Origin of the sequence: Pseudomonas sp. IT-P260, assembly GCF_949768395.1 — a bacterium.
Classification (GTDB): Bacteria; Pseudomonadota; Gammaproteobacteria; order Pseudomonadales; family Pseudomonadaceae; genus Aquipseudomonas; species Aquipseudomonas parakoreensis.
Map to the genome: position 1 here is coordinate 336,434 of NZ_CATKPO010000040.1, position 24,811 is coordinate 361,244.

Sequence of the window (24,811 nt, forward strand, 5' to 3'; positions counted from 1 at the left end):
GTAGGAGCTGTCGAGTGAAACGAGGCTGCGATCTTTTGATCTTAAAAAACAAAGTCAAAAGATCGCAGCGTGCCGCAGCTCCTACAGGTCAAGCCGTGGTGGCGGCGCGTTGCGGCTGCTGCCACGCCTCATTCGCCGTCTGATCCATCGCTTCCTGAATCGCTTTCTTGCGGCTGGCTTCTGCCTTGCGACCGAAGTACCAGACGAGGAAGGTCACCAGCGACACCGCCAGCAGAATCAGGCTCGCAACAGCGTTGATCTCAGGCTTCACGCCCAGACGCACCGCCGAGAACACTTCCATCGGCAGGGTGGTCGAACCCGGGCCGGAAACGAAGCTCGCCAGCACCAGATCGTCCAGCGACAGGGCGAACGACATCATGCCGCCCGCCGCCAGCGACGGCGCGATCATTGGAATGGTGATCAGGAAAAACACCTTGAACGGCTTGGCCCCCAGATCCATCGCGGCTTCTTCGATCGACAGATCCAGCTCCCGCAGGCGGGCGGAGACTACCACCGCCACGTAGGCTGCACAAAACGTGGTGTGGGCGATCCAGATGGTGACGATGCCACGCTCCTGTGGCCAGCCGATCAACTGCGCCATCGCCACGAACAGCAGCAACAGCGACAGACCGGTGATCACCTCAGGCATGACCAGCGGCGCCGTCACCAGACCGCCGAACAGCGTACGACCCTTGAAGCGCGTCACCCGCGTCAGGACGAACGCGGCGAGGGTGCCCAACGCCACTGCGGCAATCGCGGTGTAGCAGGCGATTTCCAGCGAGCGTACCACCGAGCCCATCAGTTGCGTGTTGTCGAGCAGGCCGACGTACCACTTCACCGACCAGCCGCCCCACACCGTCACCAGTTTCGAGGCGTTGAACGAGTAGATCACCAGAATCAGCATCGGCAGATAAATGAACATCAGGCCGAAGATCAACATGAACTTGGAAAAACCGAAGCGTTTCATCCCCGTGCCTCCATCTCTTTGGCCTGGCTGCGGTTGAACAGCAGAATCGGCACAATCAGGATCAACAGCATCACCACCGCCAGCGCGGACGCCACCGGCCAGTCGCGGTTATTGAAGAACTCTTGCCACAACACGCGACCGATCATCAGCGTCTCCGGGCCACCCAGCAGTTCCGGAATCACGAACTCGCCGACCACCGGAATAAACACCAGCATGCAACCGGCGATGATGCCGTTCTTGGCCAGCGGCACGGTGATTTTCCAGAAGTTGTTGAAGTTGCTCGAACCCAGGTCCGACGCGGCTTCCAACAGGCTGCCATCGTGCTTGACCAGGTTGGCGTACAGCGGCAGCACCATAAATGGCAGATACGCGTAGACCACGCCGATATACACGGCCGTGTTGGTGTTGAGGATCTCGATCGGGTGATCGGTCAGCCCTGTCCACATCAGAAACGCGTTGAGCAGGCCGTTGTTGCTGAGGATGCCCATCCACGCATAAACGCGGATCAGGATCGCGGTCCAGGTCGGCATCATGATCAACAGCAGCAGGACGTTTTGCGCTTCCTTGCTCGCTTTGGTGATCGCATAGGCCATCGGGAAACCGATCACCAGGCACATCATCGTGCTCAGCGCCGCGACCTTCAGCGAACCGAGGTAGGCCGACAGGTACAACTCGTCCTCGCCGAGCATGGTGTAGTTGCCGATGTTGAGCATCAGCTGGAATTTCTGTTCGGCGTAGGTGTAGATCTCCGAGTACGGCGGGATCGACAGCGCGGCTTCCGAGAAGCTGATCTTCATCACCAGGAAGAACGGCAGCATGAAGAACAGGAACAGCCAGATGAACGGGATGCCGATGACGAACTTTCGCCCGCTGGGCACCAGGCGCAGGCATTGCTGATTGAAGGTTCTCATGAGCGCAGCACCACGCCGCTGTCGTCTTCCCACCAGACGTAGACCTTGTCGTCCCAGGTCGGACGCGCGCCACGACGTTCGGCGTTGGCCATGAACGACTGGACGATCTTGCCGCCCGGCAGTTCGACGTAGAACACCGAGTGGCCGCCGAGGTAGGCGATGTCATGCACCTTGCCTTCGGACCAGTTGTAGCGGGTCTCTGGCTTGAGGGTGCTGACGAGCATTTTTTCCGGACGGATCGCGTAGGTGATCGACTTGTCCTGCACCGAGGTGCTGACGCCGTGACCGACGTAGATCTTCTGCTGCAAGTCCGGGCTGTGGATGATCGCGTGACCTTCAAGGTCTTCCACCACGGTGCCGTCGAAGGCGTTCACGTTGCCGATGAATTCGCAGACCATGCGGCTGACCGGCGCTTCATAGATATCGACCGGGCTGCCGATCTGGGCAATCCAGCCCAGGTGCATGATCGCGATACGCTCGGCCATGGTCATGGCCTCTTCCTGGTCGTGGGTCACCATTACGCAGGTCACGCCGACGCGCTCGATGATTTCCACCAGTTCCAGCTGCATTTGCGAGCGCAGCTTTTTATCCAGTGCGCCCATCGGTTCGTCGAGCAGCAACAGCTTCGGACGCTTGGCCAGGGAGCGGGCGAGGGCGACGCGCTGGCGCTGACCGCCGGACAACTGATGGGGTTTGCGTTTGGCGTATTGGGTCATGTGCACCAGGCGCAGCATCTCTTCGACGCGGGCGTCGATTTCGCTGGCGGGCAAACGGTCCTGCTTGAGGCCGAAGGCAATGTTCTGTGCCACGGTCATGTGCGGGAACAGCGCGTAGGACTGGAACATCATGTTGATCGGCCGCTCGTAGGGCGGCATGTCAGTGATGTCTACACCGTCGAGCAGAATCCGCCCTTCAGTCGGCCGCTCGAAACCGGCGAGCATGCGCAGCAGGGTCGATTTGCCCGAACCGGAGCCACCGAGCAGGGCGAAGATTTCGCCCTGATGGATCTCCAGGGACACATCGTCCACGGCCGTGGTTTCGTCGAACTTCTTGGTGACACGATCGACTTTCACCAGAACCTTTTTCGGTTGCTGGTGGCCTTCAAGTGCCTTCCGGTAAGTGCTGGAGGCGTTTGCCATGTGAAACTCCCAACAGGTTTCGTTCGCTCGGCCAACGTGGCCGGGCTTAAGTGGATTGCAAGCCTGTACGGATGTCAGTCAGCCAGGACGCAGAACCTGTGGGAGCGAGCCTGCTCGCGAATACGGAGTGTCAGTCGACATCATTGTTTGCTGATACACCGCTTTCGCGAGCAGGCTCGCTCCCACAGGGGAAATGCGTTTACTGACTGGCATTACCCGTACCGATCCGGCTTGGTCGGCGCCGCCGTCCTGGCTGCCTGGGTCGTACTTGTTGTTATTACGGTTTGTTGTTTTCACGGATGACGGATGCGCACACGCGCCGCCGCCGACCCCGTGGGGGCAGTAAACAGTTTTGAAATCCTGGGTGGTGTCAGCGCTGGTTGCGTCGCGCCGCCCGTTGCCGGCAAGCCTCACCGAACGCCTGGAAAATCTTCAGGTAGTTCGGGTTGTCCAGCACTTGCCATTCCGGGTGCCATTGCACGCCAAGGGCGAAGGTCGGGCTGTGCTCGACCGAGATCGCCTCGATCAGGCCATCCGGCGCCACCGCTTCGGCACGCAGGCCGGGCGCGAGGCGGTCGATGCCCTGACTGTGAATCGAGTTGACCTGGAATTCGCCCGGCAACTCGAGCGCCTCGAACACACCACCGGCCAGCACGCTCACGGCATGCGCGGGTGCGTATTGCACGGCCACGTCCGGGCTGTCGGCTTCACGGTGATCGAGCATGCCCGGCAGCTCGTGCACTTTCTGGTGCAGGCTGCCGCCGAAAGCCACGTTCATTTCCTGGAAGCCACGGCAGATGCCGAGTACCGGAACGCCCGCCGCAATGGCTGCACGCAATAAAGGAAGGGTGGTGGCGTCCCGCGCCGGATCGTGATCCGTGCCGGGTTCGCTGTCCGGGCCTTGATAGTGGAAGGGCTCCACGTTCGAGGGTGAGCCGGTCAGCAGTAGACCGTCGAGTTGACCCAGCAGGTCTTCGATTTCAGTCAGTTTGCCAAGGGAAGGAATGACCACCGGCAACCCCAGCGCCGCAACGCTGACAGCGCGAACGTACTTGTCGCCGCTGATGTGATAGGGGTGCAGGCCAATCTGTTTGACGCACGCAGTAACGCCGATCAATGGCTTGAATGCCATTTTTATTCACCTCGAAGTTTGACACTTGAACGAGCTTTTCCGGAGCTTAGCCTCGTTGATTTTAATTAACAACTGCCATGTAAAAAATTCTAAACGCCGTTCATCCAATCTTCATGATTCCAAGCCTTGCGGCGCCTGCATTGGCACGTGAGTGTTAAAAAAAGCCCGAAAAATAAACGCTGAACGGCCGGGTGTTCGCTATTGACTTCACTTTGCCTTTCGGATTGACTGGCTCGGCGAAACAGCAGTGAACATAATAATTAACAGCTAAATAGGTGCATCATGTCGGTCCCTCTGCGTGCCGTTCAACTCAACGAAGCAAACGCATTCCTTAAGAAGCATCCTGAGGTTTTGTACGTCGACCTTCTGATTGCAGACATGAACGGTGTGGTGCGCGGCAAGCGCATCGAGCGCACCAGTCTTCACAAGGTTTACGAGAAAGGCATCAACCTGCCGGCCTCGCTCTTCGCCCTCGACATCAATGGCTCCACCGTGGAAAGCACCGGTCTGGGCCTGGACATCGGTGACGCCGACCGCATCTGCTACCCGATCCCCGGCACCCTGAGCATCGAGCCGTGGCAGAAGCGCCCAACCGCCCAACTGTTGATGACCATGCACGAACTGGAAGGCGAGCCGTTCTTCGCCGACCCGCGTGAAGTGTTGGCCAACGTAGTGCGCAAGTTCGACGAACTGGGCCTGACCATTTGCGCCGCGTTCGAACTGGAGTTCTACCTGATCGACCAGGACAACGTGAACGGCCGTCCGCAGTCGCCGCGTTCGCCGGTCTCCGGCAAGCGTCCGGTATCGACTCAGGTCTACCTGATCGACGATCTCGACGAGTACGTCGACTGCCTGCAAGACATCCTCGAAGGCGCGAAAGAGCAGGGCATCCCGGCGGACGCCATCGTCAAGGAAAGCGCCCCGGCGCAGTTCGAAGTCAACCTGCATCACGTCTCCGACCCGATCAAGGCCTGCGACTACGCCGTTCTGCTCAAGCGTCTGGTGAAAAACATTGCCTATGACCACGAGATGGACACCACCTTCATGGCCAAGCCGTATCCGGGCCAGGCGGGCAACGGTCTGCACGTACACATTTCGATCCTGGACAAAGAAGGCAACAACATCTTCGCCAGCGAGGATCCCGAGCAGAACGCCGCGCTGCGCCACGCGATCGGCGGTGTGCTCGAGACCCTGCCTGCGCAAATGGCGTTTCTCTGCCCGAACGTCAACTCGTACCGCCGCTTCGGCGCGCAGTTCTACGTGCCGAACTCGCCGAGCTGGGGCATCGACAACCGCACCGTCGCGGTACGTGTGCCGACCGGTTCGGCCGACGCCGTGCGCATCGAGCACCGCGTGGCCGGTGCCGACGCCAACCCGTACCTGCTGATGGCTTCGGTACTGGCCGGTATTCACCACGGCCTGACCCACCAGATCGAGCCAGGCGCGCCGGTTGAAGGCAACAGTTACGAGCAGAACGAACAGAGCCTGCCGAACAACCTGCGCGATGCATTGCGCGAGCTGGACGACAGCGAAGTCATGGCCCGCTACATCGACCCGATGTACATCGACGTGTTCGTCGCGTGCAAGGAAAGCGAGCTGGCCGAGTTCGAGAACTCGATCTCCGACCTTGAGTACAACTGGTATCTGCACACGGTGTGACGTAATGGGTGGTAACTGACTCACCACCCTTCCCTGTAGGAGCTGCCGAAGGCTGCGATCTTTTGACTTTGTTTTTGCAAAATCAAGATCAAAAGATCGCAGCCTTCGGCAGCTCCTACAGGGGATCGGATTACCAAATTCTGATTGGCTGAGTTCTCCCGCCAGTCATCAATCCCCCTTGTCGAGCCACAACCATGACCACCACCCGCAACGACTGGGAACAACGCTTCCAGTCCCTGACCATCGAATCCCGCGCGTTCATCAACGGTGAATATCGCCCCGCGATCAGCGGTGCCACCTTCGAATGCCTGAGCCCCGTCGACGGCCGTTTTCTCGCCTCCGTGGCCAGCACCGATGAAGCCGATGCCAACCTCGCCGTCGAAGTCGCCCGTCAGTCGTTCAACTCCGGTGTGTGGGCGCACAAGGCCCCGGCCGAGCGCAAACGCATTTTGATCCGCTTCGCTGATCTGATCCTGCAACACCAGGAAGAACTGGCGCTGCTGGAAACCCTCGACATGGGCAAACCGATCAGCGACTCGATGAGCATCGACATTCCGGCGACCGCCAACGCGATCCGCTGGAGTGCCGAAGCCATCGACAAGATCTACGACGAAGTCGCCGCCACCCCACACGACCAACTCGGCCTCATCACCCGCGAGCCATCTGGCGTAGTCGCCGCGATCGTGCCGTGGAACTTCCCGCTGATCATGGCCAGCTGGAAATTCGCCCCGGCGTTGGCAGCGGGTAACTCGTTCATCCTCAAGCCATCGGAAAAATCGCCGCTGACCGCGATCCGCATCGCGCAACTGGCGCTGGACGCGGGCATTCCGAAAGGCGTGTTTAACGTGCTGCCGGGCTTCGGCCACACCGTCGGCAAGGCGCTGGCGCTGCACATGGACGTCGACGTGCTGGCCTTCACCGGCTCCACGGCGATTGCCAAACAACTGATGATTTATGCCGGCCAAAGCAACATGAAACGCGTCTGGCTCGAAGCCGGGGGCAAGAGCCCGAACGTGGTGTTTGCCGACGCCCCTGACTTGCGCGCGGCAGCCCAGGCTGCGGCCGGTGCCATTGCTTTCAATCAGGGCGAAGTGTGCACCGCCGGTTCGCGTTTGCTGGTCGAACGTTCGATCCGCGAGCAATTCATTCCGCTGTTGGTGGAAGCGCTGCAAGCGTGGAAACCGGGGCATTCGCTTGACCCGGCCACTACCGTCGGCGCCGTGGTCGATCAGCGTCAACTGGACAACGTGCTGCGCTACATCAGCCTCGGCCGCGAGCAGGGCGCCGAACTGATCGCCGGCGGCCAGCGCACCCTCGAAGAAACCGGCGGCACTTACATCGAGCCGACGATTTTCGACGGCGTGACCAACGCCATGACCATCGCCAAGGAAGAAATCTTCGGCCCGGTGCTGTCGCTGATCACCTTCGACACCGTTGAAGAAGCGCTGCAGATCGCCAACGACAGCATCTTCGGCCTCGCCGCCGGCGTGTGGACCAGCAACCTGAGCAAAGCGCACACCTTCGCCCGTGGCCTGCGCGCCGGCAGCGTTTGGGTCAACCAGTACGACGGCGGCGACATGACCGCCCCGTTCGGTGGCTTCAAACAGTCGGGCAACGGTCGCGACAAATCGCTGCACGCGTTCGACAAGTACACCGAGCTGAAAGCGACCTGGATCAAGCTCTGATTTTCTACAGCGGCGGTCGCTCCTGATGAGCGACCCTCGGAGAACAATAAAATGAAGCAACAACACGTCAACAGCTACTACGCCGCCACCCGCAACGAAGTCATCGACTTCCCGACCCTTGAAGAGTCGGTCGAGTGCGACGTCTGCATCATCGGCGCCGGTTACACCGGCCTGTCCTCGGCGCTGTTCCTCACCGAGGCCGGCTACAAAGTCACGGTGCTCGAAGCGGCGAAAGTCGGCTACGGCGCCAGTGGCCGCAATGGCGGGCAACTGGTCAACTCCTACAGTCGCGACGTCGATGTGATCGAAGAGCGCTACGGTGACAAGACCGCAGAAATCCTCGGCAGCATGATCTTCGAAGGCGCCGACATCATCCGTTCGCGGATCAAGGACTACGACATCAAGTGCGACTATCGCCCGGGCGGCATTTTTGCAGCGATGAACAAGAAACAACTCAACGGCCTGGCCGAGCAGAAGCGCAGCTGGGAACGTTACGGCAACAAAAACCTGAAGATGCTCGACGCTGCCGACATTCGTCGCGAAGTCGGCTCTGACGCCTACGTTGGCGGCCTGCTGGACATGCAGGGCGGCCACGTGCATCCGCTGAACCTGGCCCTCGGTGAAGCCGCGGCCATCGTGCGCCTGGGCGGCAAGATCTACGAGCAGTCCGCCGCCGTCGAAATCAAATACGGCGAGCCCAACGTCGTGCGCACTGCCAAAGGCCAGGTCCGCGCCAAGTACCTGCTGATCGCCGGCAACGCCTACCTGCCGCAGGGTCTGGACAACCGCGTGACCGCCAAGAGCATGCCGTGCGGTTCGCAGATCTGCGTCACCGAACCGTTGACCGAAAAGCAGGCGCGCAGCCTGATCACCAACAACTACTGCGTCGAAGACTGCAACTACCTGCTGGATTACTACCGTCTCACCGCTGACAACCGTCTGCTGTACGGCGGCGGCGTGGTCTACGGCGCCCGTGAACCGGACGACATCGAACAACTGATCCGCCCGAAGATCCTCAAGACCTTCCCGCAGCTCAAGGACGTGAAAATCGACTACCGCTGGACCGGCAACTTCCTGCTGACCATGTCACGCATGCCGCAATTCGGCCGCATCGAGAAAAACGCCTACTACATGCAGGGCTACAGCGGTCACGGCGTCACCTGTTCGCACCTGGCCGGCAAACTGATCTCGGAAATGATCCGCGGCGACGCCGAACGCTTCGACGCCTTCGCCTCCCTGCCACACATGCCAATGATCGGCGGCCGCACCTTCTCCGCCCCCTTGACCGCCCTCGGCGCCGTGTATTACTCGCTGCGCGACCGCTTCGGCATCTAAGTTACCTCCCCGGCGGCGGCCCCCAAGACCCCGCCGGTTTTTTACCTGAAACACCAATGCTCAAAATGTGGGCGCTGGCCTGCCAGCGATGAGGCCAGCACTAGCACCCTCAGTCTCACAAACACCACAAAACCTGTGGGAGCTGGCTTGCCAGCGATAGCGGCCTGACAACCGCTATCAAGTTAACTGACACAAAAGAGATCCAACTGTGGGAGCGAGCCTGCTCGCGAAGAGGCCATATCAGCCAACATCGTTGTCGACTGACACACCGCTTTCGCGAGCAGGCTCGCTCCCACAGTGACTGTATTACCAAGGCCAGAAGGACTTTTACCGCACCGTCCATCGAACCTGCTGAGCAACACCGGCAAACGTGATTTAATAGCCGCCTTTCACGGTTCCGGGACACGGGAGCAACGTGATCCGCGCCTTGCGCGGCACCCGCCACCCACCCCCATTACCCTTAAGTACTACTCACATAAGGCTGTCATGGATACGGGTTCTCGACTCAAACTAGTACGCGAAAGCTACAAACTCTCCCAGCGCGAGCTGGCCCGGCGTAGCGGCGTGACCAATGCCACCATCTCCCTGATCGAACAGAATCGCGTCAGTCCTTCCGTCAGCTCCCTGAAAAAGCTGCTCGAAGGCATCCCGATGTCCCTGGCCGACTTCTTCACGTTCGACCAGCCCCCGCGCGAACACCAATACGTGTTCCGCGCCAACGAACAACCCGACCTCGGCCGCCACGGCCTGCGCCTGCTGCTGATCGGCGCCTCCGTCCCAAGCCGCCAGATGCGTTTGTTGCGCGAGCAATACGCCCCGGGTGCGAGTTCCGGCGAAGAGCCGATTGTTCACGCGGAAGGCGAGGAGTGTGGGTTGGTGACGCGCGGCACGGTCGAGTTGACGGTGGACGGGCAGGTGAGCGTGTTGAGTGCGGGGGACGGGTATTACTTTCCGACGACGCTGCCGCACAAGTTCCGGAATATCGGGGCGGATGAGGCGGAAATCATCAGTGCGAATACGCCGGCGAATTTTTGATCGTCGTCTGAAAATTTGTATTTTTTGTAAGGGAAGACGAAATGGAAAATGGTGCCTTCTGGAAACAATTAACCTTGCCTGTTGCTCTGTTTTTTCTGTTCCTGAGTATCGCAACGGTGGCAGGCATGCTCTGGTATTCCGAATCAAATGGTGTTGTTTTTCGGATCTGGGGCCAAGATTTTAGTGCTGTAAAAAATACGCCTAATGTTGACGGTGTGTTTGGCGAGAAAATAATTTCCCTTGAAAAGCGTATTTCCGAACTTGAAAAAGCAAAGCAACAATTGGAAGTCAAGTCGCCGGAAAATACTGTGACAAAGCCTATAAACAAGACCCGTATCTTGAATGTAGGGCAGGGCCTGAAAGAAAGTACTTTGCCGTTTAGTGTATATGTAAAGTCAGCATCGGGCGGTGAAGGGTATTCGAGTTTTCTTATAGACGTTCAGACGCCGGAGTCTCCTTTGTATACGGTAAAAGTAACCAAGGGGTGGAGTCGAAACTTTGAAGTGGGGGCGCGGTCGTTTACTTTCAGCATCGTTGATGTTGATAAGAAACTTGCCACTATGACGGTGTTGTTGAAAGAGCTGAATGGTAGGGAGTGATTGCAGTGACATGCAGAAAAGGTGACGGACCTATTTATATGAGTCTGTCACCTTCAAATTTTCTAGCCTACGACATCAAATCCTCGTTGCTCTATAACTCGAAACACATCACTCACGTCTTGCACCATGATTCTGGCGATGGTCGGAACTTTCCTTAAGGCTGATGTCAACTTGATGGCGTGTCGCGACGCTCATTTCGAACGAATCACCCAATGCCAGGCTGTTTCCCGGCAAGCCCAAGGAAGTGTGAGATGAAACTGATTCTTGCGATGTTGTTGCTGTTCAGCGGTTATGTTTCCGCCAGTTGTTCCGGCATCAGTGATCACGACAAACGCAGTTATTGCCAGGCCCGGCAGGAAGGCAGCAGCTGTTCTTCCATCGGCGACCACGACATGCGTGCGGCCTGCGAAGCGGAGAAAGGTGGTTCGTGCTCAAGCATTAGCGATCATGACGAGCGCGCTTATTGCGAAGCCAAAAAGGGCAGTAGTTGTTCCTCCATCGGTGATCACGACCTGCGTGCGGCCTGCGAAGCGGAGATGGGCAGTTCGTGTTCAAGCATTGGTGATCATGACCAGCGGGCGTTTTGTGAAGCGAAGAAGGGCAGTAGCTGTTCGTCAATCGGCGATCATGATCTGCGCAGTCAGTGTGAGGCCATGAAACGCTGAATCCACCCGCCATTTAGAACCAAAAAGGGATACCCATCGGTGTCCCTTTTTCATGCGCGCTAAACGCCGCTATTTCGCCTTCCAATGCCCACCCCCGTTCTCACAATCAATTCGCGCCTGGGCCAAATGCTCCACGTCGTAGTAATACGTGGTTACTTGGGCGTTGTCGGGGATGTTCAGCGCCTTGGCATTTTTGTCTTTGCTGGTGGAGTGAGGGTAGGCCAGGAATTCCTGGGTGATCGTGGCGATACACGTGGCCTGATAGTGGTCGGCACAGTGGTCGACCTTGGTTTTCTTACTGTTGAGCATGTCTTTGCTTTCATTGCTGCACGACCAGTCGATCGAGTTGACGGGCATGCCTTCGTATTCGTAGCAGCTGTGGGTTTCCACGGCTGGCACAGAAGCGCTGGAGGATTGGGTCTGAACATCGCAGCCTTCGGCCATGACGCAGGTGGGGATGACGGCAAAGGTGGCGATCAGGAGCAACATTCGGATGTTCATCGCGGAACTCTCCCATGGCCCCGTGTTTGATCGTGAGCGGGGCGCTTATGGTTTCGAGATAGGTTCGTCTCGGAAGGTTCCATCAACCATTCCGGTGAGAGTACGCGAAGGTGCTCCTGTTTAAATCACTCTGTGTCGTACATTAACTCTAACCTTTCGATCCACTCATCAGTTGCGCGAAACCTCGAATAATAAGATTGCTTTTCAATGTCGCTCAATTGAGTGAAAAAACTGAAAAAGTAATTGTTGTCGTAATATTCTTGAGCACCTTGCATGCTGCCTCCCCACCAAGCAGGCTCGTAGCCTTCAAAAGCAAACCAAGGTGGAGGAACCGCAAATTTTTTGCGGTTAAGCATCGTTAAAAATTCAAGGCTATTAGTTATCAAGCGGATCGTGACGGAGTTGAATTCTCTAGTAGATGCGAAGTATATCAGTCGGTCTCCGCTCAATGCGCTTTCGTATTCAAATACCGGAAGATCATTGAAGGTTCTTTCAGTTTTTTTTCTGAAGTTAGAGTCAACGAGTGATTCAATTTTAATAAGATCTTTAGGTTCGATTAGGAAGTTCGAAAAACATGCGCAGATATCAGCGCTTTCCAATGAAGTAGTGGGAGGCTGAGCGGGTAGGTTGGTATGATCTAACGGCCGAGAAAATAAGCTTTTAAGCTCCTGTTTGGTATACCCGGCAATTTGCTCTTGCCTAGGTTCTGGCTTTACCAGTGCCATTATTTTTTTGATAAACCTCATGCGGCTCTCACTCTTGCATACATTCAGTTAGCTAAGGCGCACCAAGCATTAGGAGGAGGTTAGATCAGTAACTCGAGCAGCAGGTTTTCCTGACACGGTGAACATCCTTGTAAATACGCTGGTTTGGAAATGTTACACAAAAGAGGATGGGTTGAACCATTTCAGTTGTCCGTCTACATCTCATCGCCAAAGGTTCCCCCCATCGGCACCACGTCGTAGACTGCGAAACAAGTTGTAACGCCTCACCCACGGACGGAACCGCGCATGATCGAAATCGGCAGCCGCAACAACGCGCCCACGCCGCAGCACCCCACTCAAGACATCTACATCTTCAGCATCGACCAGTCCCGACCGGCGACACCGTTCTGCTTCGAGCAATCGATTGGCGGCGGGCATGGCGAGCAGGGCGGCGCGCGGTGGTTGGCGCTGGATGAGCTGGATGGCTGGCCCGGCGAATGGCGTGAGCATTTGAAGAAGGCCGATTGTGCGTGGGTTGCGCAGGTGATCGATGCGCATCGGGAGGTGGACCAAGCGACATTGGTGTCCATGCTGCTTGAGCAACATGCCCAGCCAGTGGGGCGTTTGAAAACAATCGGCAACTGGCTTAAACGCAATATCCACGTCGGTGGCCGTTATGGCCTCTAACCCGAGGAATCTCCATGACCCAGACACTCGAACGCGCTATCGCCATCGCTGCCGCCGCGCACGCCGGGCAGGTGGACAAGGGCGGTGCACCGTACATTCTGCATCCGCTGAAAGTCATGTTGCGTATGAACTCGCTGGAAGAACGCATCGTCGCGGTGCTGCACGACGTGGTCGAGGATTGCGGTATCAGCTTCGATGACCTGCGCAAGGAAGGCTTCAGCGAAGCAGTGCTGAGTGCGATTGAATCAGTGACCAAAGTGCCGGGCGAGTCTTACGAGGATTTCGTCGAGCGCGCGGCGCAGAACCCGATTGGCCGGGTGGTGAAACTGGCGGATCTGGAAGAGAACAGCGACCTGTCGCGGATCGCCTCGCCAGGTTGGGAGGATCTGGAGCGGGTCGAGAAGTATCGGCGGGCGATTGGGCGGTTGCGCACGTAAGAACGAATCCCACCCTGTAGGAGCTGCCGAAGGCTGCGATCTTTTGATCTTGCTTCTAAAAATCAAAGTCAAAAGATCGCAGCCTTCGGCAGCTCCTACAGGGGAGTGGAATACCTTAGGGAAATAGCCAGGAAGGCGAAGAATATGAAATCGATTCTGTGTTTGTTGATCGCGGCCGCCGTTGGCGCTGCGTTGCAGGTTAGCGGTGTGCCTCATGGCCTGTTGCTGGGGGCCATTCTTGTCACCGCATTGGTCACCACGCGCAGCGGTTTTGCCCCGGCAACCCCCTATGGCCTGGGCTACATCCAGGTCACGCTGGGCATTGCCACAGGGCTGATGTTCGAGGCGTGGGACAGTGCGACGGCTTCGGCGATGTTGCCAAGCCTCGGCGTTCTGCTGATATGCCTGACCGTGCAGATTGCCCTCGCCGGATGGTGGCTGACTCGCGGCGCGGGATGGAATCGCACCGATGCGCTACTCGCGGTGTACCCCGGAGCACTGGCGGCGGTGTTCGATTTGCTGGAGTCGGAAAAGGCCTCAAGCAAGGTCATCATCGTGCACCTGATGCGGTTGCTGTTGATCACGGTACTGGTGAGCTTTTTGATTCCCGGACAGGGCTCGGTGGCGGTGGTTGAAAGCCCTCCGTTGAGCACAGGCATGGCGTTGATCGTATTCGCACTGATCGGTATGAGTGTGGTGCTTGGGCGCATGCTGCTGGCAATCGGCGTGCCGGCGCCGTTCATGCTGACGGCGATTCTGCTGACGGCGGCGTTTGTGAAATCGGGATGGCTGCACGGCTTCCACATGCCGGACTGGAGCCTGAATCTGGCGGCGCTGATTCTCGGCGTGCGGATCGGCTCGCGTTTTCAGGGGCTCGGTCTTGCGGAGCTGGGGCGGCATGGTCGGACGGCATTGGTGTCGGTGGGGCTAATGATTGTGGTGGCGGCGGCGTTTGCCGAAGTCGCCGCGCGCTGGCTGGGCAGTGATCCGCTGTCGCTGTGGCTGGCGTATATGCCGGGGGCGATCGAGACGATTGCGATTGTCGCGTTTGCCGGTGGGCTGAATGTGGTGTTTATCCTCACTCACCATCTGGCGCGGATGGTGTTGCTGCACTTTGCGCCGGCGTTGTTGGTGCAGGTGCGACGAGTGCGGGAACAAAGCTGATCCGGCCTGGACGTCGGGCCGGTGCGCCTACAGCACATTAGAAGCAAAAGATCGCAGCCTTCGGCAGCTCCTACACAGGAATTACGTTTTCCCTGTAGGAGCTGCCGAAGGCTGCGATCTTTTTTTTCGGGTCAACGCAGATGCGCGGCGAAGCCTTCCTCACCGGGGGCGACATCGTCCTTGAGCGTCAACGCCGGAATCTCATAATCCCCGGCATTCTGCTGCCGATACGCAATCGGCCGCGTGCTCCACAATTCATCCAGACGCGTACCCAGTGCTTCGCAGGTCTCGGCAAACCGCGCCTCATCCATGCGGCTGGCGCGGTACACCAGGAAGGGCGGCACCACGTCGAAACCAGGGTAGAACAGCACGCCGTGCTGAATCGGAAACAGCAAATCATCAATCGGCCCGTTGATTCCGCGCGGGCTGTAATGCGAATCCCAGCCCCCGGTGGTGACCAGCAGCATCGCGCGTTTGCCTTTCATCTTGCCTTCGCCGTAACGCTCACCCCAGCGGGCATCGGAATGCTCGCCCACACCGTAGGCAAATCCGTAAGCGTACACGCGCTCGACCCAGCCCTTGAGGATGGCCGGCATGGTGAACCACCACAACGGGAACTGCAGGATCAGTGCGTCGGCCCACAGCAGTTTTTCCTGCTCGCGGGCGATGTCGGCGGACTGCCGGCCCTGTTGGTAAGCCAGTTTCGAATCGATCGAAGCGTGAAATGGCCGGCTTTCATCGCGACCGGGAGCGTCATCGGCGTCGATCGTGGTCTTCCAGTTCATCGCATACAGGTCGGAGACCTGCACGGTGTGGCCGGCGGCTTGCAGGCGCTGGACGGTGAAGTCCTTGAGCGAGCCGTTGAGCGAAGTGGGTTCGGGGTGGGCGTAGACCAGTAGCACATTCATGTGGCAACTCCTTGGTTGGATGCAGGCAGGATCAATCCTTGATCGGTATATTGGAAATGAATGTCTGATATGTCAGGTATAGCCATGAATAATTTACGACGTCTGGATATCAACTTGCTGTTGACCCTAGACGTGTTATTGGCGGAGCACAACGTAACCCGCGCCGCAGAGCGGTTGAACCTGTCGCAGCCGTCGGTGAGCGTGCACCTGGCCAAACTGCGCGAGATCTTCGGCGACCCGCTGTTGTTGCCCGGCCCTCGGGGCATGCGCCCGACCGCGCGGGCCGATGAACTGCGCGAGCCGTTGCGTGAAGCGCTGCAGGCACTGGAACGGGCAGTGGCGCCAGCCAGCGCGTTCGATCCGGCGCAGGCCAGGCACATCTGGAAAGTTGCGGCGACCGACTACGGCGAGTCGACGGTGGTGCTGCCAGCCCTCAGCGGTTTGCGCCTTCAGGCGCCGGGCACGCGACTGGCGGTGCTTGATCTGGTGCCGGCGCAGTTGGCCAGGCAGGCGGAGCAGGGCGTGTTTGACCTGGCGCTGCACATCACCGAAGAGGCGCCGCTGGATCTGCATCAGCGGGTGCTATTCACCGAGCATTACGTGTTGGCCGGTCGCGTCGGGCATCCGGGGTTGAAGCGTAAACTGACTCGCGAACAGTTCTGCGCGCTGGAACACGTGATGGTGTCGCGCGAGGGCGGCGGCTTTTTCGGGGTCACCGACAAGGCGCTGGCCGAGGTCGGCCTGGCGCGCAAAGTGGTGCTGTCGGTGCCGCATTTTCTGATGGTGATGGCGGTGCTGGCCAGTACCGATCTGGTGGCGATGCTGCCGTCACGGCTGGTGCGCGGCAATCCGGCGTTGCAGGTGGTGGACGCACCGCTGCAGGTGCCGGGCTACGAAATGGCGATGTTCTGGGGCGAGCGCGCGCATCGCGACCCGGCACACAAATGGCTTCGCGAGCATCTGGCGGCGTCGGTATGACGTATCAGGCGTGGCCCAGGGCAATCGCAAAAGACACCACGATCATGCACGCAAACGCAAAATTGAGATTCATCAGCTGTTCATCCTGAGCCTTTTTAAAGTGAGGCCATTCTGAACAGGCGCCATGCAAAGAAAAAATTCGGCCTGTTGATTCCAATGATCGAAACAATTGATACCCGCCGGTTTGTGTTTGCCCGAGGCTTTCGCTAGTCTCGGCAAAACCTGCAACTACAAGCACAAACAGGCAAAACCATGCACGATCATTCGGTCACCGAACTGCCCTCCCTGCGTCGGCAGAAAATCCTCCTGATTCTCGAACGCGACGGCAAGGTCATGGCCTCCGAGTTGAGCCAGCACTTCGCCGTGTCCGAAGACACTATCCGCCGCGACCTCGCCGAACTGGACAACGCCGGACTGGTGCAGCGCGTGCACGGCGGGGCGCTGCCAAGGCCCAAGGACAGCGGCAAGGATTACTTCACCCGGCTGGATGAGACCGATGAGGTCAAAGTGCAGTTGGCGCAACGGGCGGCGCGAGAGGTCGAGGACGGGCAGATTGTGTTGTTCGATTCCGGCTCGACCGCGTTGCAGGTGGCACGCTCGCTACGGGCGGATATCCAGATCACCGCGGTGACCGCCGCGCCGATGACGGCCATCGCGTTGTCTGAGTACAAGGGCGTGAAAGTGATTCTCGCCGGAGGGCAACTGAACCCACGCACGATGTCGGCCGGTGGGCACGAGGCGGTGCGCATGCTGACCGGGATCAAGGCGGATCTGGCCTTTACCGGCGTTTGTGCGATTCACCCGGAAGTGGGCATCACCTCGCTGCACTTCGATGAAGTGCCGGTGAAACAGGCGCTGCTCGACAGCGCGACGCGGGTGATTGCGGTGACCACGGCGGACAAGCTGGGGGCGGTGGAGCCGTTTGTGGTGGCGCCGTGCACGCGCCTGCATACGCTGATTACCGAGCGGCATGTGGCGTCGGGGAGTGTCGAGGATTATCGGCGATTGGGGATTGTGGTGGAGCAGTTGCCGGACTGAGGTTTTGTGCTGAGGCTGATGGCCTCATCGCTGGCAAGCCAGCTCCCACAGGTTTTGGTGGTGTACATGATGTTGAGTACGACACGGACACTGTAGGAGCTGCCGCAGGCTGCGATCTTTTGATCTTGATCTTAAAAACAAAGTCAAAAGATCGCAGCCTTCGGCAGCTCCTACAGGGATCGGGGGTGTCAGCGCAGGCGTTCAAGCATCTGGTAATACCACATCCCCGCCGCCAGCAACGGATTGCCCAGCAAATCCCCCATCGGCACCCGAATGTGCTGGCACTGCGCAAACGTGTCGAACTGCTCCATCTGCCCGGTGATCGCGCGGCTCATGATTTCGCCCATGATGTGTGTCGTCGCGATGCCGTGTCCCGAGTAGCCCTGGCAATACCAGACGTTGTCCGAGAGCTTGCCCAGTTGCGGGATGCGGTTGATCACGATGCCCATCGCGCAGCTCCACTGATAGTCGATCTGCACCCCTTTGAGCGCCGGGAAGGTCTGCTCGATGCACGGGCGCAGCTCGGCGGCGATGTCCCGTGAATCCTTGCCGCTGTAGTTCGCGCCGCCACCGAACAGCAGGCGCCCGTCGGCCGTGAGGCGGTAGTAGTCGAGGACGAAACGGCAGTCGTACACCGCGAGGTCTTCGGGGTTGATCTGCCGCGCCAGATCACCCAGCGGCGCGGTGGTGACGATGCCGCCCATGGCCGGGAAAATCTTGCCCTTGAGCTGCCCCGGTTCGAGCTTGTGATAGACGTCGCCGGCGAGCATGACCTGATTGGCGTCGATCTGGCCGTGGGCGGTGCGTACGCCCGGGCTCTTGCCGTGAATGATCTCCAGCACTTCACTGTTTTCGAAGATCAAGGCGCCGAGACTTTCCGCCGCCCGCGCTTCGCCAATGCACAGGTTGAGCGGGTGCAGGTGCATATTGCGGGTGTTCTTGATCGCGCCGTGGTAGAGGTCGCTTTGCAGCAGGTCGCGCACCTGACTGCGGTCGAGCAGGCTGACCTCGTCGCCGAGGCCACGACGCACGGCTTCCTCGTAATCATTGCGCAAACCGTCCATGTGGCTCGGCTTGTAAGCCGCGTGCAGATGACCGTGTTTGAGGTCGCACTGAATGCCGTACTTCTCGACCCGCTGCCGGATGATTTGATGCCCGCGCCAGCGCAGGTGCCAGATGAAATCGTCGACTTCATCACCGAGTTTCGGGCGCATCTGTTTGCGCATGGCGCCGTCGCCGGAGAGGCTGCCGGTGACTTGTCCGCCATTGCGCCCGGTGGCGCCCCAGCCGATCTTGTGGCTCTCGACGATGGCAACTTTCATGCCTTTTTCGGCGAGTTCGACGGCGGTGGCAACGCCAGTGAAACCGCCGCCGATGATCACCACATCGACTTGATGTCGGCCTTGCAGGGTCGGGTAGTCGGTGTCCTGTTGAAGGGTGGCGGTGTAGTAGGAATTGCAGCGTTGGGTCATGTTGGTGTCCACACAAAAAGTTGTACGCGGCGACTTGTGGGAGCGAGCCTGCTCGCGAAGGCGTCGTCACATTCAACCTATTAAGTGACTGACACACCGCTTTCGCGAGCAGGCTCGCTCCCACAGGAGATTAGGGGGGAGGCTTCAGGCTTCGGTCAGATACCAACGCCAATCCTGCTCACCCACCTCGGCCATGAATTGCCGGTACTCGGCACGCTTTACCGCCAGGTACACGCCAAGAAATTCCTGGCCCAGGGCATCCCGCGCCCACGCAGAATTTTCCAGCGCCTGCAGCGACGTCAGCCAATCGGTCGGCAGCAGTTCCTTGGCTTGCGCGTAGCCGTTGCCCTCGACCGGCGCACCCGGATCGAGGTTTTCACGAATCCCGCGATGGATCCCGGCAAGGATCGCTGCCGCCGCCAGATACGGGTTGGCGTCGGCGCCGCAGATGCGGTGTTCGATATGCCGGGTATTGGCCGGACCGCCCGGCACGCGCAGGCTGACGGTGCGGTTGTCGACGCCCCAGGTCGGCGCCAATGGCGCATAGCTGTTGGCCTGAAAGCGCCGATAGGAGTTGGCATTGGGGCAGAACAGCAGCAGCGTATCGAGCAGCGAGGCGAGCATGCCGCCAATCGCGGTGCGCAGCAGCGGAGTGCCGGCCGGATCCTCGGCGGCGAACAGATTGCGCCCCTCGCCATCAGCAAGGCTGACGTGCATGTGCATTCCGGTACCGGCCAGATCATCGAACGGCTTGGCCATGAACGTCGCTTGCATGCCGTGCTTGTGCGCCACCGCTTTGACCAGACGTTTGTAGCGCACCGCCTGATCCATCGCGACCAGTGCGTCGCCGTGTTCAAGGGTGATTTCCACTTGGCCTGGCGCATATTCCGAGATCGCCGTGCGCGCCGGAATGCCGTGCAGTTTGCAGGCGCCGTAGAGGTCGGCGAGGAACGGTTCGATCTGCTCCAGTTCACGCAAACCGTAGACCTGAGTGTGTCGCGGTCGGCCCCCGTCGGCGTCCAGCGCCGGTTGCGGACGGCCGTGGTGATCGCGTTTGGCGTCGAGCAGATAGAACTCCAGCTCGCACGCCATCACCGGGTGATAACCCTCGGCCTTGAGGCCGTCGATCACTTTGATCAACAGGTGACGCGGGTCGGCGATGCTCGCCGGCAGGCCCTCGCTCGGGTGCATGCTGACCTGCACCGCTGCGGTCGGAATCTGCCGCCACGGCAGGCGCACCAGACTGCCTTCGAGCGGGTAGGCGCGGCAGTCGATGTCGCCGACGTCCCACACCAGCCCCGAGTTTTCCACGTCATCGCCCTGCACGGTGAGGCCAAGGATGGTGCTGGGTAGCGGGCGACCGCTTTCGTATACAGCGAGCAGTTCCTCGCGGTGCAACAGCTTGCCACGCGGCACGCCGTTGGCGTCGAGGATGAACAGCTCGATCATGTCGATATCGGGGTTCTGTTCAAGGAACAGGCGTGCGTCTTCGATGGCTGCGAATTTCATGGTCAATCACTCACGATGGCGCCGCACAGGCGCGCAGATTCGGGCCGGGCGCATTGAAGGCGTCCCGGCAGGGATATCAAATGGAGATCAGTCAGACGTGACACAGAACCTGTGAGGACTGCTGCGCAGTCCATCGGGGATAAATCCCCTCACTACAGGTCATGCATCCAAAGTTTTTGTTGACTGAGAGAGTCAGCAGGCGATATCCGGCGGGCGTGCGGAGTGACGCAGCTTGGAACGGCGCAGGGCCATGGGGAGATTGACGATGCGATTCATGCGCGGCCCCTGTGACAGAGGGCGCACACAGCGGAGACGTTCAACCTTTCTGGTTGTTGTGGTGACGTACTCATAACGCGTGTTTCCGTTGGCGGAAAACGTCGGTGGCGGGGCAGGCCCGCCGACCGGTGTGCCCGGATAGTAAGGGGCAATCCGCGGGCGTGTAAACCGCTGATTGCGCGCCTGCTTCTTTGACCGACGCTCAGCGCAGCAGGTGGAAGCCCAGCCCGGCAAGGGCGCAAACGATCAACACTTCGATCACTCCACGCTTGAAAATGAACAGCGCCAGTGCGGCCAGCAGTGCCAGCCCGATGGAAAACAGATCCGCGTGCCCGGCAAAACCGTTTGGCCAGAACACGTGATAAGCGAAGAAACACGCCAGGTTGAGAATCACCCCGACCACCGCTGCGGTGATCGCGGTCAACGGTGCGGTGAACTTCAGTTCGTTGTGCGTTGATTCCACCAGCGGCCCGCCGGCGAGGATGAACAGGAACGAGGGCAGGAAGGTGAACCAGGTCACCAGCGTCGCCGCCAGTGCACCGGCGGCGAATGCATGTTCCGCACCGAACGCCGGCTGCACATAACCGCCGATGAAACCGACAAACGCCACCACCATGATCAGCGGCCCGGGCGTGGTTTCGCCGAGGGCGAGGCCGTCGATCATCTGCGTCGGCGTCAGCCAGCCATAGTGCCCGACCGCGCCCTGATAGACATAGGGCAACACCGCGTAAGCGCCGCCGAAGGTCAGCAACGCGGCCTTGGTGAAGAACCAGCCCATCTGCGTGAACGTGCCGTCCCAGCCGAACAACGCGGTCAGCAGGCCCATCGGCAAACACCACAGCGCCGCGCCAACCAACAGCAAACGCCAGAGCTTCGGCAAGCTGAATCGCGCATGGTCGGGTGTCGGCGTGTCGTCGTCGATCAGCGCCGGGCCGAAGGATTTGGCACTGCCGCGCTGCCCGCCATTGTCGAAGCGCTGCGGCGCCAGGCGTCCGCCGAAATAGCCGAGCAATGCCGCGCCGAGGACGATCAGCGGGAACGGCAGATTGAAGGCAAAAATCGCCACGAATGACGCTCCGGCGATCGCCCACAGCCAACTGTTTTTCAGCGCCCGCGAGCCGATGCGATGCGCCGCGTGCAAGACGATCGCGGTCACCGCCGGTTTGATTCCGTAGAAGATCCCGGCGACCACCGGCACATCGCCGAACGCGATGTACAGCCACGACAGCGCAATCAGGATGAACAGCGACGGCAGCACGAACAGCGCCCCGGCAATCACCCCGCCCCAGGTGCGATGCAGCAGCCAGCCAATGTAGGTCGCCAGTTGCTGGGCCTCGGGGCCGGGCAGCAACATGCAGTAGTTGAGCGCGTGCAGAAAGCGCCGCTCGGAGATCCAGCGCCGGCGCTCGACCAGTTCCTGATGCATGATCGCGATCTGCCCGGCGGGGCCGCCGAAACCGATGCAGCCGAGCTTGAACCAGAAGCGCCAGGCCTGGCGCAGCGTGACGGGATCGGGTTTGGGCAGGTCTTCAGATGAGGGGTTCAAACGCGGCTCCTGCGGTGGATGCTGTCGGAGCCGCTATCTAATCAGGCTTTTATGAAAAAGTGCTATCGGTAAGCTGAACCTGTGGCGAGGGAGCTTGCTCCCGCCGGGCTGCGAAGCAGTCCCGCTTTTTTTAGGCCGCTTAGCGCCCCAGCGGGACGGTGCGACGATTCGCCAGGCTCCCTCGCAGGATCAGGCATGCGCCAGACTCCAGCGCAGCGCCGCGTTCTGGTCACTCTCCCGCGCCTCGACCCAGCGCGAACCCTGCGCCGTGGTCTCACGCTTCCAGAACGGTGCACGAGTCTTGAGCACATCCATGATGAACGCACAGGCTTCGAACGCCATGTGCCGGTGCTTGCTGCTGACGCCAACAAACACGATCGGCTCGCTGACCGCCAGTGCGCCGACCCGATGCACAATCTGCACACCTAGCAGCGGCCAGCGCTGGCGCGCCTCGTCGGCGATCTGTTCGAGGGCCTTTTCGGTCATGCCCGGATAATGTTCGAGGAACAACTCGTTCACGCTCGGCCCGATGTTCAGATCGCGCACATAGCCGATGAAATTCACCACCGCGCCGACCCTTGGATTGCGCGCATGCAGGTCGGCGGTCAACTGGCCGACGTCGAAGCTTTTGTACTGGACTCGAACCGTCATGCTCAGCCCCCGGTGACCGGTGGGAAAAACGCGATCTCGTCGAAGTCTTCGATCGCCGCGCTCGGTTGGCACAGCTCTTGGTTCAACGCACACATCAGGTTGCCGGCGCCAAGCACTTCGCGCCATTCCTCACCACGGGCCATGAGCATCTGCCGCACGTCCTCGATACAGGTCAGATCGTCGCTCAGGGGGATTTTTTCCCCGCCCAGATTGAGGCGATCACGGTAGCTGGCGAAGTAGTTGATCAGGATCATTGCGCGTCCTCCCAGTGAAAGTGTCCGGAGCGGCCGCCCTGTTTGCTGAGCAGGCGGATGTCGCCGATGACCATGGCCCGGTCCACGGCTTTGCACATGTCGTAAATGGTCAGCGCCGCGACGCTGGCGGCGGTCAGGGCTTCAAGTTCGACGCCGGTCTGGCCGGTGAGGCGGCAGGTGCTGGTGATCTGCACGCGGTCCGGTTCACAGGCCTTGAGTTCAACGTGAATCGAGCTGAGCAACAGCGCGTGGCACAACGGGATCAGTTCGTGGGTGCGTTTGGCCGCCTGGATTCCGGCGATGCGCGCCACGGCGAAGACGTCGCCCTTGGGGTGACCGTTGGCCTGGATCATCTGCAGCGTTTCCGGGCGCATCTGCACCCAGGCTTGCGCCGTGGCTTCGCGGCGAGTCGCGGCTTTGTCGCTGACGTCGACCATGTTGGCGCGGCCCTGATCGTCGAGGTGGGTAAGGGTGTTGCTCATGGCATAAGCTCCTGGATCGGGCTGTAGATTCGGGGGGCGTTGCGGTGCGGCACGTGGATCAGATTGAGCCGATGCCTGAGCGCCCAGCGCACGGTCAACGCGGTGGGGGCGGACAGGCTGACAAGGGTGCCGAGGCGGGCGCGCACGGCTTTGTGGATCAGCTCCAGGCTGCAACGGCTGGTGACCACCACGAAGCCCTGGCGCGCATCGACGTCAGCGATTTGCATCGCGCCGATCAGCTTGTCGAGGGCGTTGTGCCGGCCAATGTCTTCGCGGCACAACAGCGCCTCACCGCTGGCATCGAAGTACAGCGCCGCGTGCAGGGCGCCGCTGCTGCGGGCCAGTTGCTGGGCCTGTTCGATGCGTTGGCGGATGCCGTCGAAATGCGCGGCCGGCGGCAGGGCGCAGGGTTGCAGAATGTCCAGTTGCGGCAACGCCTGCTCCAGCGCCTCGACGCCACAGATGCCGCAGCCGCTGGTGCCGGCCATCTGCCGACGATGATCTTTCAGTGCCCAGAACGCACGGCTGGAAATCTGCACGTCAGCCTGACAGGCCTGATCGAAATGGCTCAGGCGGATGTCGTAGATCTCGTCGACGCTGTCGATGATCGCGTTGCTCAGGCTGAAGCCCCGGATGAAATCTTCAAGGTTGCCGGGCGAGACCATCATCACCGCCTGGCTCAGGCCGTTGAAGGTGATCGCCAGGGCAATTTCCGCGGCCAGGGCGACGTGCGAGAGCGGGGCGTGCGGCAGGTATTCGCGAAACGCGACCTGTGACGGTTGCGGTGCGGGGGCGTTGGGTTCGGTGCTTGGTTCGGTGTTGGATTCGACGTGGCAGAGCATCTTGAAAAGTCCCGAAGCGCTGAAGTGGGTTCAGGCTACGGGGGTGTTAAAAGTGCGTCCAATCGCTTGTTCTGATCTGGTGATTGGGTGGGTCGATCACCGCTGTCATATCCGAAATGTGTATTCGCCGGGCGGGCCTCTTCGCGAGCAAGCCCGCTCCCACCTTTGAAATGCATTCAACCTGTGGGAGCGGGCTTGCTCGCGAAGACGGTCTGACAGCCAGCATCAATGTCTG

At 59.9% G+C, this 24,811-nt stretch carries 25 protein-coding genes and 1 pseudogene; 11 read left to right on the forward strand and 15 right to left on the reverse strand.

The window, feature by feature from the left end:
* Nucleotides 1–88 precede the first annotated feature (88 nt).
* The 4 genes from ACM6HV_RS20565 to ACM6HV_RS20580 all read right to left on the reverse strand — a co-directional run bounded on the left by ACM6HV_RS20565 (nt 89) and on the right by ACM6HV_RS20580 (nt 4,149).
* Nucleotides 89–967 carry an ABC transporter permease subunit gene (locus tag ACM6HV_RS20565; RefSeq protein ID WP_047293492.1) on the reverse strand — a complete coding sequence of 293 codons (879 nt, stop codon included), beginning with the start codon at nt 965–967 and terminating at the stop codon, nt 89–91.
* Nucleotides 964–1,845 (reverse strand): ABC transporter permease subunit, encoded by an 882-nt coding sequence (locus ACM6HV_RS20570; protein ID WP_371260449.1) that lies wholly within the window; start codon nt 1,843–1,845, stop codon nt 964–966. The genes ACM6HV_RS20565 and ACM6HV_RS20570 overlap by 4 nt, the downstream gene beginning before the upstream one ends.
* A gap of 29 nt (nt 1,846–1,874) precedes the next feature.
* On the reverse strand, nt 1,875–3,017 hold the full coding sequence (potA, locus tag ACM6HV_RS20575; RefSeq protein ID WP_041073459.1) for a polyamine ABC transporter ATP-binding protein: 1,143 nt from the start codon (nt 3,015–3,017) through the stop codon (nt 1,875–1,877).
* Between the two features lie 370 nt (nt 3,018–3,387).
* On the reverse strand, nt 3,388–4,149 hold the full coding sequence (locus tag ACM6HV_RS20580) for a gamma-glutamyl-gamma-aminobutyrate hydrolase family protein (protein WP_414905169.1): 762 nt from the start codon (nt 4,147–4,149) through the stop codon (nt 3,388–3,390).
* Nucleotides 4,150–4,431: 282 nt separating this feature from the next.
* On the opposite strand from ACM6HV_RS20580, the gene ACM6HV_RS20585 reads away from it, so the two are divergent.
* The 5 genes from ACM6HV_RS20585 to ACM6HV_RS20605 all read left to right on the forward strand — a co-directional run bounded on the left by ACM6HV_RS20585 (nt 4,432) and on the right by ACM6HV_RS20605 (nt 10,462).
* Nucleotides 4,432–5,808, forward strand: coding sequence for a glutamine synthetase family protein (locus tag ACM6HV_RS20585; protein WP_041073455.1), 1,377 nt, complete (start codon nt 4,432–4,434; stop codon nt 5,806–5,808).
* A gap of 194 nt (nt 5,809–6,002) precedes the next feature.
* Complete coding sequence (locus ACM6HV_RS20590) at nt 6,003–7,493, forward strand: aldehyde dehydrogenase (protein WP_414905170.1); 1,491 nt, start codon at nt 6,003–6,005, stop codon at nt 7,491–7,493.
* A gap of 51 nt (nt 7,494–7,544) precedes the next feature.
* Entirely contained in the window at nt 7,545–8,828 is a 1,284-nt protein-coding gene (locus ACM6HV_RS20595; RefSeq protein ID WP_414905171.1) for an NAD(P)/FAD-dependent oxidoreductase, read from the forward strand.
* A 486-nt stretch (nt 8,829–9,314) separates the two neighbouring features.
* Nucleotides 9,315–9,863: a cupin domain-containing protein gene (locus tag ACM6HV_RS20600; RefSeq protein ID WP_011333561.1), complete on the forward strand. Its 549-nt coding sequence runs from the start codon at nt 9,315–9,317 to the stop codon at nt 9,861–9,863.
* Between the two features lie 41 nt (nt 9,864–9,904).
* Nucleotides 9,905–10,462, forward strand: a complete 558-nt coding sequence (locus tag ACM6HV_RS20605; protein ID WP_414905172.1) for a hypothetical protein — start codon at nt 9,905–9,907, stop codon at nt 10,460–10,462.
* Between the two features lie 62 nt (nt 10,463–10,524).
* Here ACM6HV_RS20605 and ACM6HV_RS20610 read toward each other — a convergent pair.
* Nucleotides 10,525–10,611: pseudogene (locus ACM6HV_RS20610) on the reverse strand (fructose-bisphosphate aldolase); the annotation flags it as partial.
* Between the two features lie 102 nt (nt 10,612–10,713).
* Here ACM6HV_RS20610 and ACM6HV_RS20615 point away from each other — a divergent pair.
* Nucleotides 10,714–11,127 carry a hypothetical protein gene (locus tag ACM6HV_RS20615; protein ID WP_086792617.1) on the forward strand — a complete coding sequence of 138 codons (414 nt, stop codon included), beginning with the start codon at nt 10,714–10,716 and terminating at the stop codon, nt 11,125–11,127.
* 69 nt (nt 11,128–11,196) lie between these two features.
* Here ACM6HV_RS20615 and ACM6HV_RS20620 read toward each other — a convergent pair whose 3' ends face one another.
* Together ACM6HV_RS20620 and ACM6HV_RS20625 are read right to left on the reverse strand one after the other, a co-directional pair.
* Nucleotides 11,197–11,628, reverse strand: coding sequence for a hypothetical protein (locus tag ACM6HV_RS20620; protein ID WP_414905173.1), 432 nt, complete (start codon nt 11,626–11,628; stop codon nt 11,197–11,199).
* Nucleotides 11,629–11,753: 125 nt separating this feature from the next.
* Nucleotides 11,754–12,374, reverse strand: coding sequence for a hypothetical protein (locus ACM6HV_RS20625; protein WP_414905174.1), 621 nt, complete (start codon nt 12,372–12,374; stop codon nt 11,754–11,756).
* A gap of 264 nt (nt 12,375–12,638) precedes the next feature.
* Between ACM6HV_RS20625 and ACM6HV_RS20630 the strand changes: the two genes are divergently transcribed.
* The 3 genes from ACM6HV_RS20630 to ACM6HV_RS20640 all read left to right on the forward strand — a co-directional run bounded on the left by ACM6HV_RS20630 (nt 12,639) and on the right by ACM6HV_RS20640 (nt 14,620).
* Nucleotides 12,639–13,019 carry a hypothetical protein gene (locus ACM6HV_RS20630; RefSeq protein ID WP_145595346.1) on the forward strand — a complete coding sequence of 127 codons (381 nt, stop codon included), beginning with the start codon at nt 12,639–12,641 and terminating at the stop codon, nt 13,017–13,019.
* A 14-nt stretch (nt 13,020–13,033) separates the two neighbouring features.
* Nucleotides 13,034–13,456 (forward strand): HD domain-containing protein, encoded by a 423-nt coding sequence (locus ACM6HV_RS20635; protein ID WP_145595347.1) that lies wholly within the window; start codon nt 13,034–13,036, stop codon nt 13,454–13,456.
* Between the two features lie 144 nt (nt 13,457–13,600).
* Nucleotides 13,601–14,620 carry an AbrB family transcriptional regulator gene (locus ACM6HV_RS20640; RefSeq protein ID WP_414905175.1) on the forward strand — a complete coding sequence of 340 codons (1,020 nt, stop codon included), beginning with the start codon at nt 13,601–13,603 and terminating at the stop codon, nt 14,618–14,620.
* Nucleotides 14,621–14,751: 131 nt separating this feature from the next.
* Here ACM6HV_RS20640 and ACM6HV_RS20645 read toward each other — a convergent pair whose 3' ends face one another.
* On the reverse strand, nt 14,752–15,528 hold the full coding sequence (locus ACM6HV_RS20645; protein WP_401275053.1) for an NAD(P)H-dependent oxidoreductase: 777 nt from the start codon (nt 15,526–15,528) through the stop codon (nt 14,752–14,754).
* A gap of 84 nt (nt 15,529–15,612) precedes the next feature.
* Between ACM6HV_RS20645 and ACM6HV_RS20650 the strand changes: the two genes are divergently transcribed.
* Together ACM6HV_RS20650 and ACM6HV_RS20655 are read left to right on the forward strand one after the other, a co-directional pair.
* Nucleotides 15,613–16,506 (forward strand): LysR family transcriptional regulator, encoded by an 894-nt coding sequence (locus tag ACM6HV_RS20650; protein WP_414905176.1) that lies wholly within the window; start codon nt 15,613–15,615, stop codon nt 16,504–16,506.
* A 252-nt stretch (nt 16,507–16,758) separates the two neighbouring features.
* Nucleotides 16,759–17,544, forward strand: a complete 786-nt coding sequence (locus ACM6HV_RS20655) for a DeoR/GlpR family DNA-binding transcription regulator (RefSeq protein ID WP_414905177.1) — start codon at nt 16,759–16,761, stop codon at nt 17,542–17,544.
* A gap of 188 nt (nt 17,545–17,732) precedes the next feature.
* Here the strand turns inward: ACM6HV_RS20655 and ACM6HV_RS20660 are convergent, their stop codons facing one another.
* The 7 genes from ACM6HV_RS20660 to fdhD all read right to left on the reverse strand — a co-directional run bounded on the left by ACM6HV_RS20660 (nt 17,733) and on the right by fdhD (nt 24,576).
* The gene (locus tag ACM6HV_RS20660; RefSeq protein ID WP_414905178.1) at nt 17,733–19,016 is read right to left on the reverse strand and encodes an NAD(P)/FAD-dependent oxidoreductase; all 1,284 of its coding nucleotides are present in this window, start codon (nt 19,014–19,016) and stop codon (nt 17,733–17,735) included.
* A 144-nt stretch (nt 19,017–19,160) separates the two neighbouring features.
* Complete coding sequence (locus ACM6HV_RS20665) at nt 19,161–20,525, reverse strand: glutamine synthetase family protein (protein WP_414905179.1); 1,365 nt, start codon at nt 20,523–20,525, stop codon at nt 19,161–19,163.
* 478 nt (nt 20,526–21,003) lie between these two features.
* Nucleotides 21,004–22,347 (reverse strand): chromate efflux transporter, encoded by a 1,344-nt coding sequence (gene chrA / locus ACM6HV_RS20670; protein WP_145595361.1) that lies wholly within the window; start codon nt 22,345–22,347, stop codon nt 21,004–21,006.
* A 189-nt stretch (nt 22,348–22,536) separates the two neighbouring features.
* A complete protein-coding gene (moaE, locus tag ACM6HV_RS20675; protein WP_414905180.1) occupies nt 22,537–22,998 on the reverse strand; it encodes a molybdopterin synthase catalytic subunit MoaE in 462 nt (153 codons plus the stop codon).
* A 2-nt stretch (nt 22,999–23,000) separates the two neighbouring features.
* Nucleotides 23,001–23,252, reverse strand: coding sequence for a MoaD/ThiS family protein (locus tag ACM6HV_RS20680; protein WP_095136553.1), 252 nt, complete (start codon nt 23,250–23,252; stop codon nt 23,001–23,003).
* Nucleotides 23,249–23,734, reverse strand: a complete 486-nt coding sequence (moaC, locus tag ACM6HV_RS20685; RefSeq protein WP_145595365.1) for a cyclic pyranopterin monophosphate synthase MoaC — start codon at nt 23,732–23,734, stop codon at nt 23,249–23,251. The genes ACM6HV_RS20680 and moaC overlap by 4 nt, the downstream gene beginning before the upstream one ends.
* Nucleotides 23,731–24,576: a formate dehydrogenase accessory sulfurtransferase FdhD gene (gene fdhD, locus ACM6HV_RS20690; RefSeq protein ID WP_145595367.1), complete on the reverse strand. Its 846-nt coding sequence runs from the start codon at nt 24,574–24,576 to the stop codon at nt 23,731–23,733. Before fdhD ends, moaC begins: the two co-directional genes overlap by 4 nt.
* Nucleotides 24,577–24,811 lie beyond the last annotated feature (235 nt).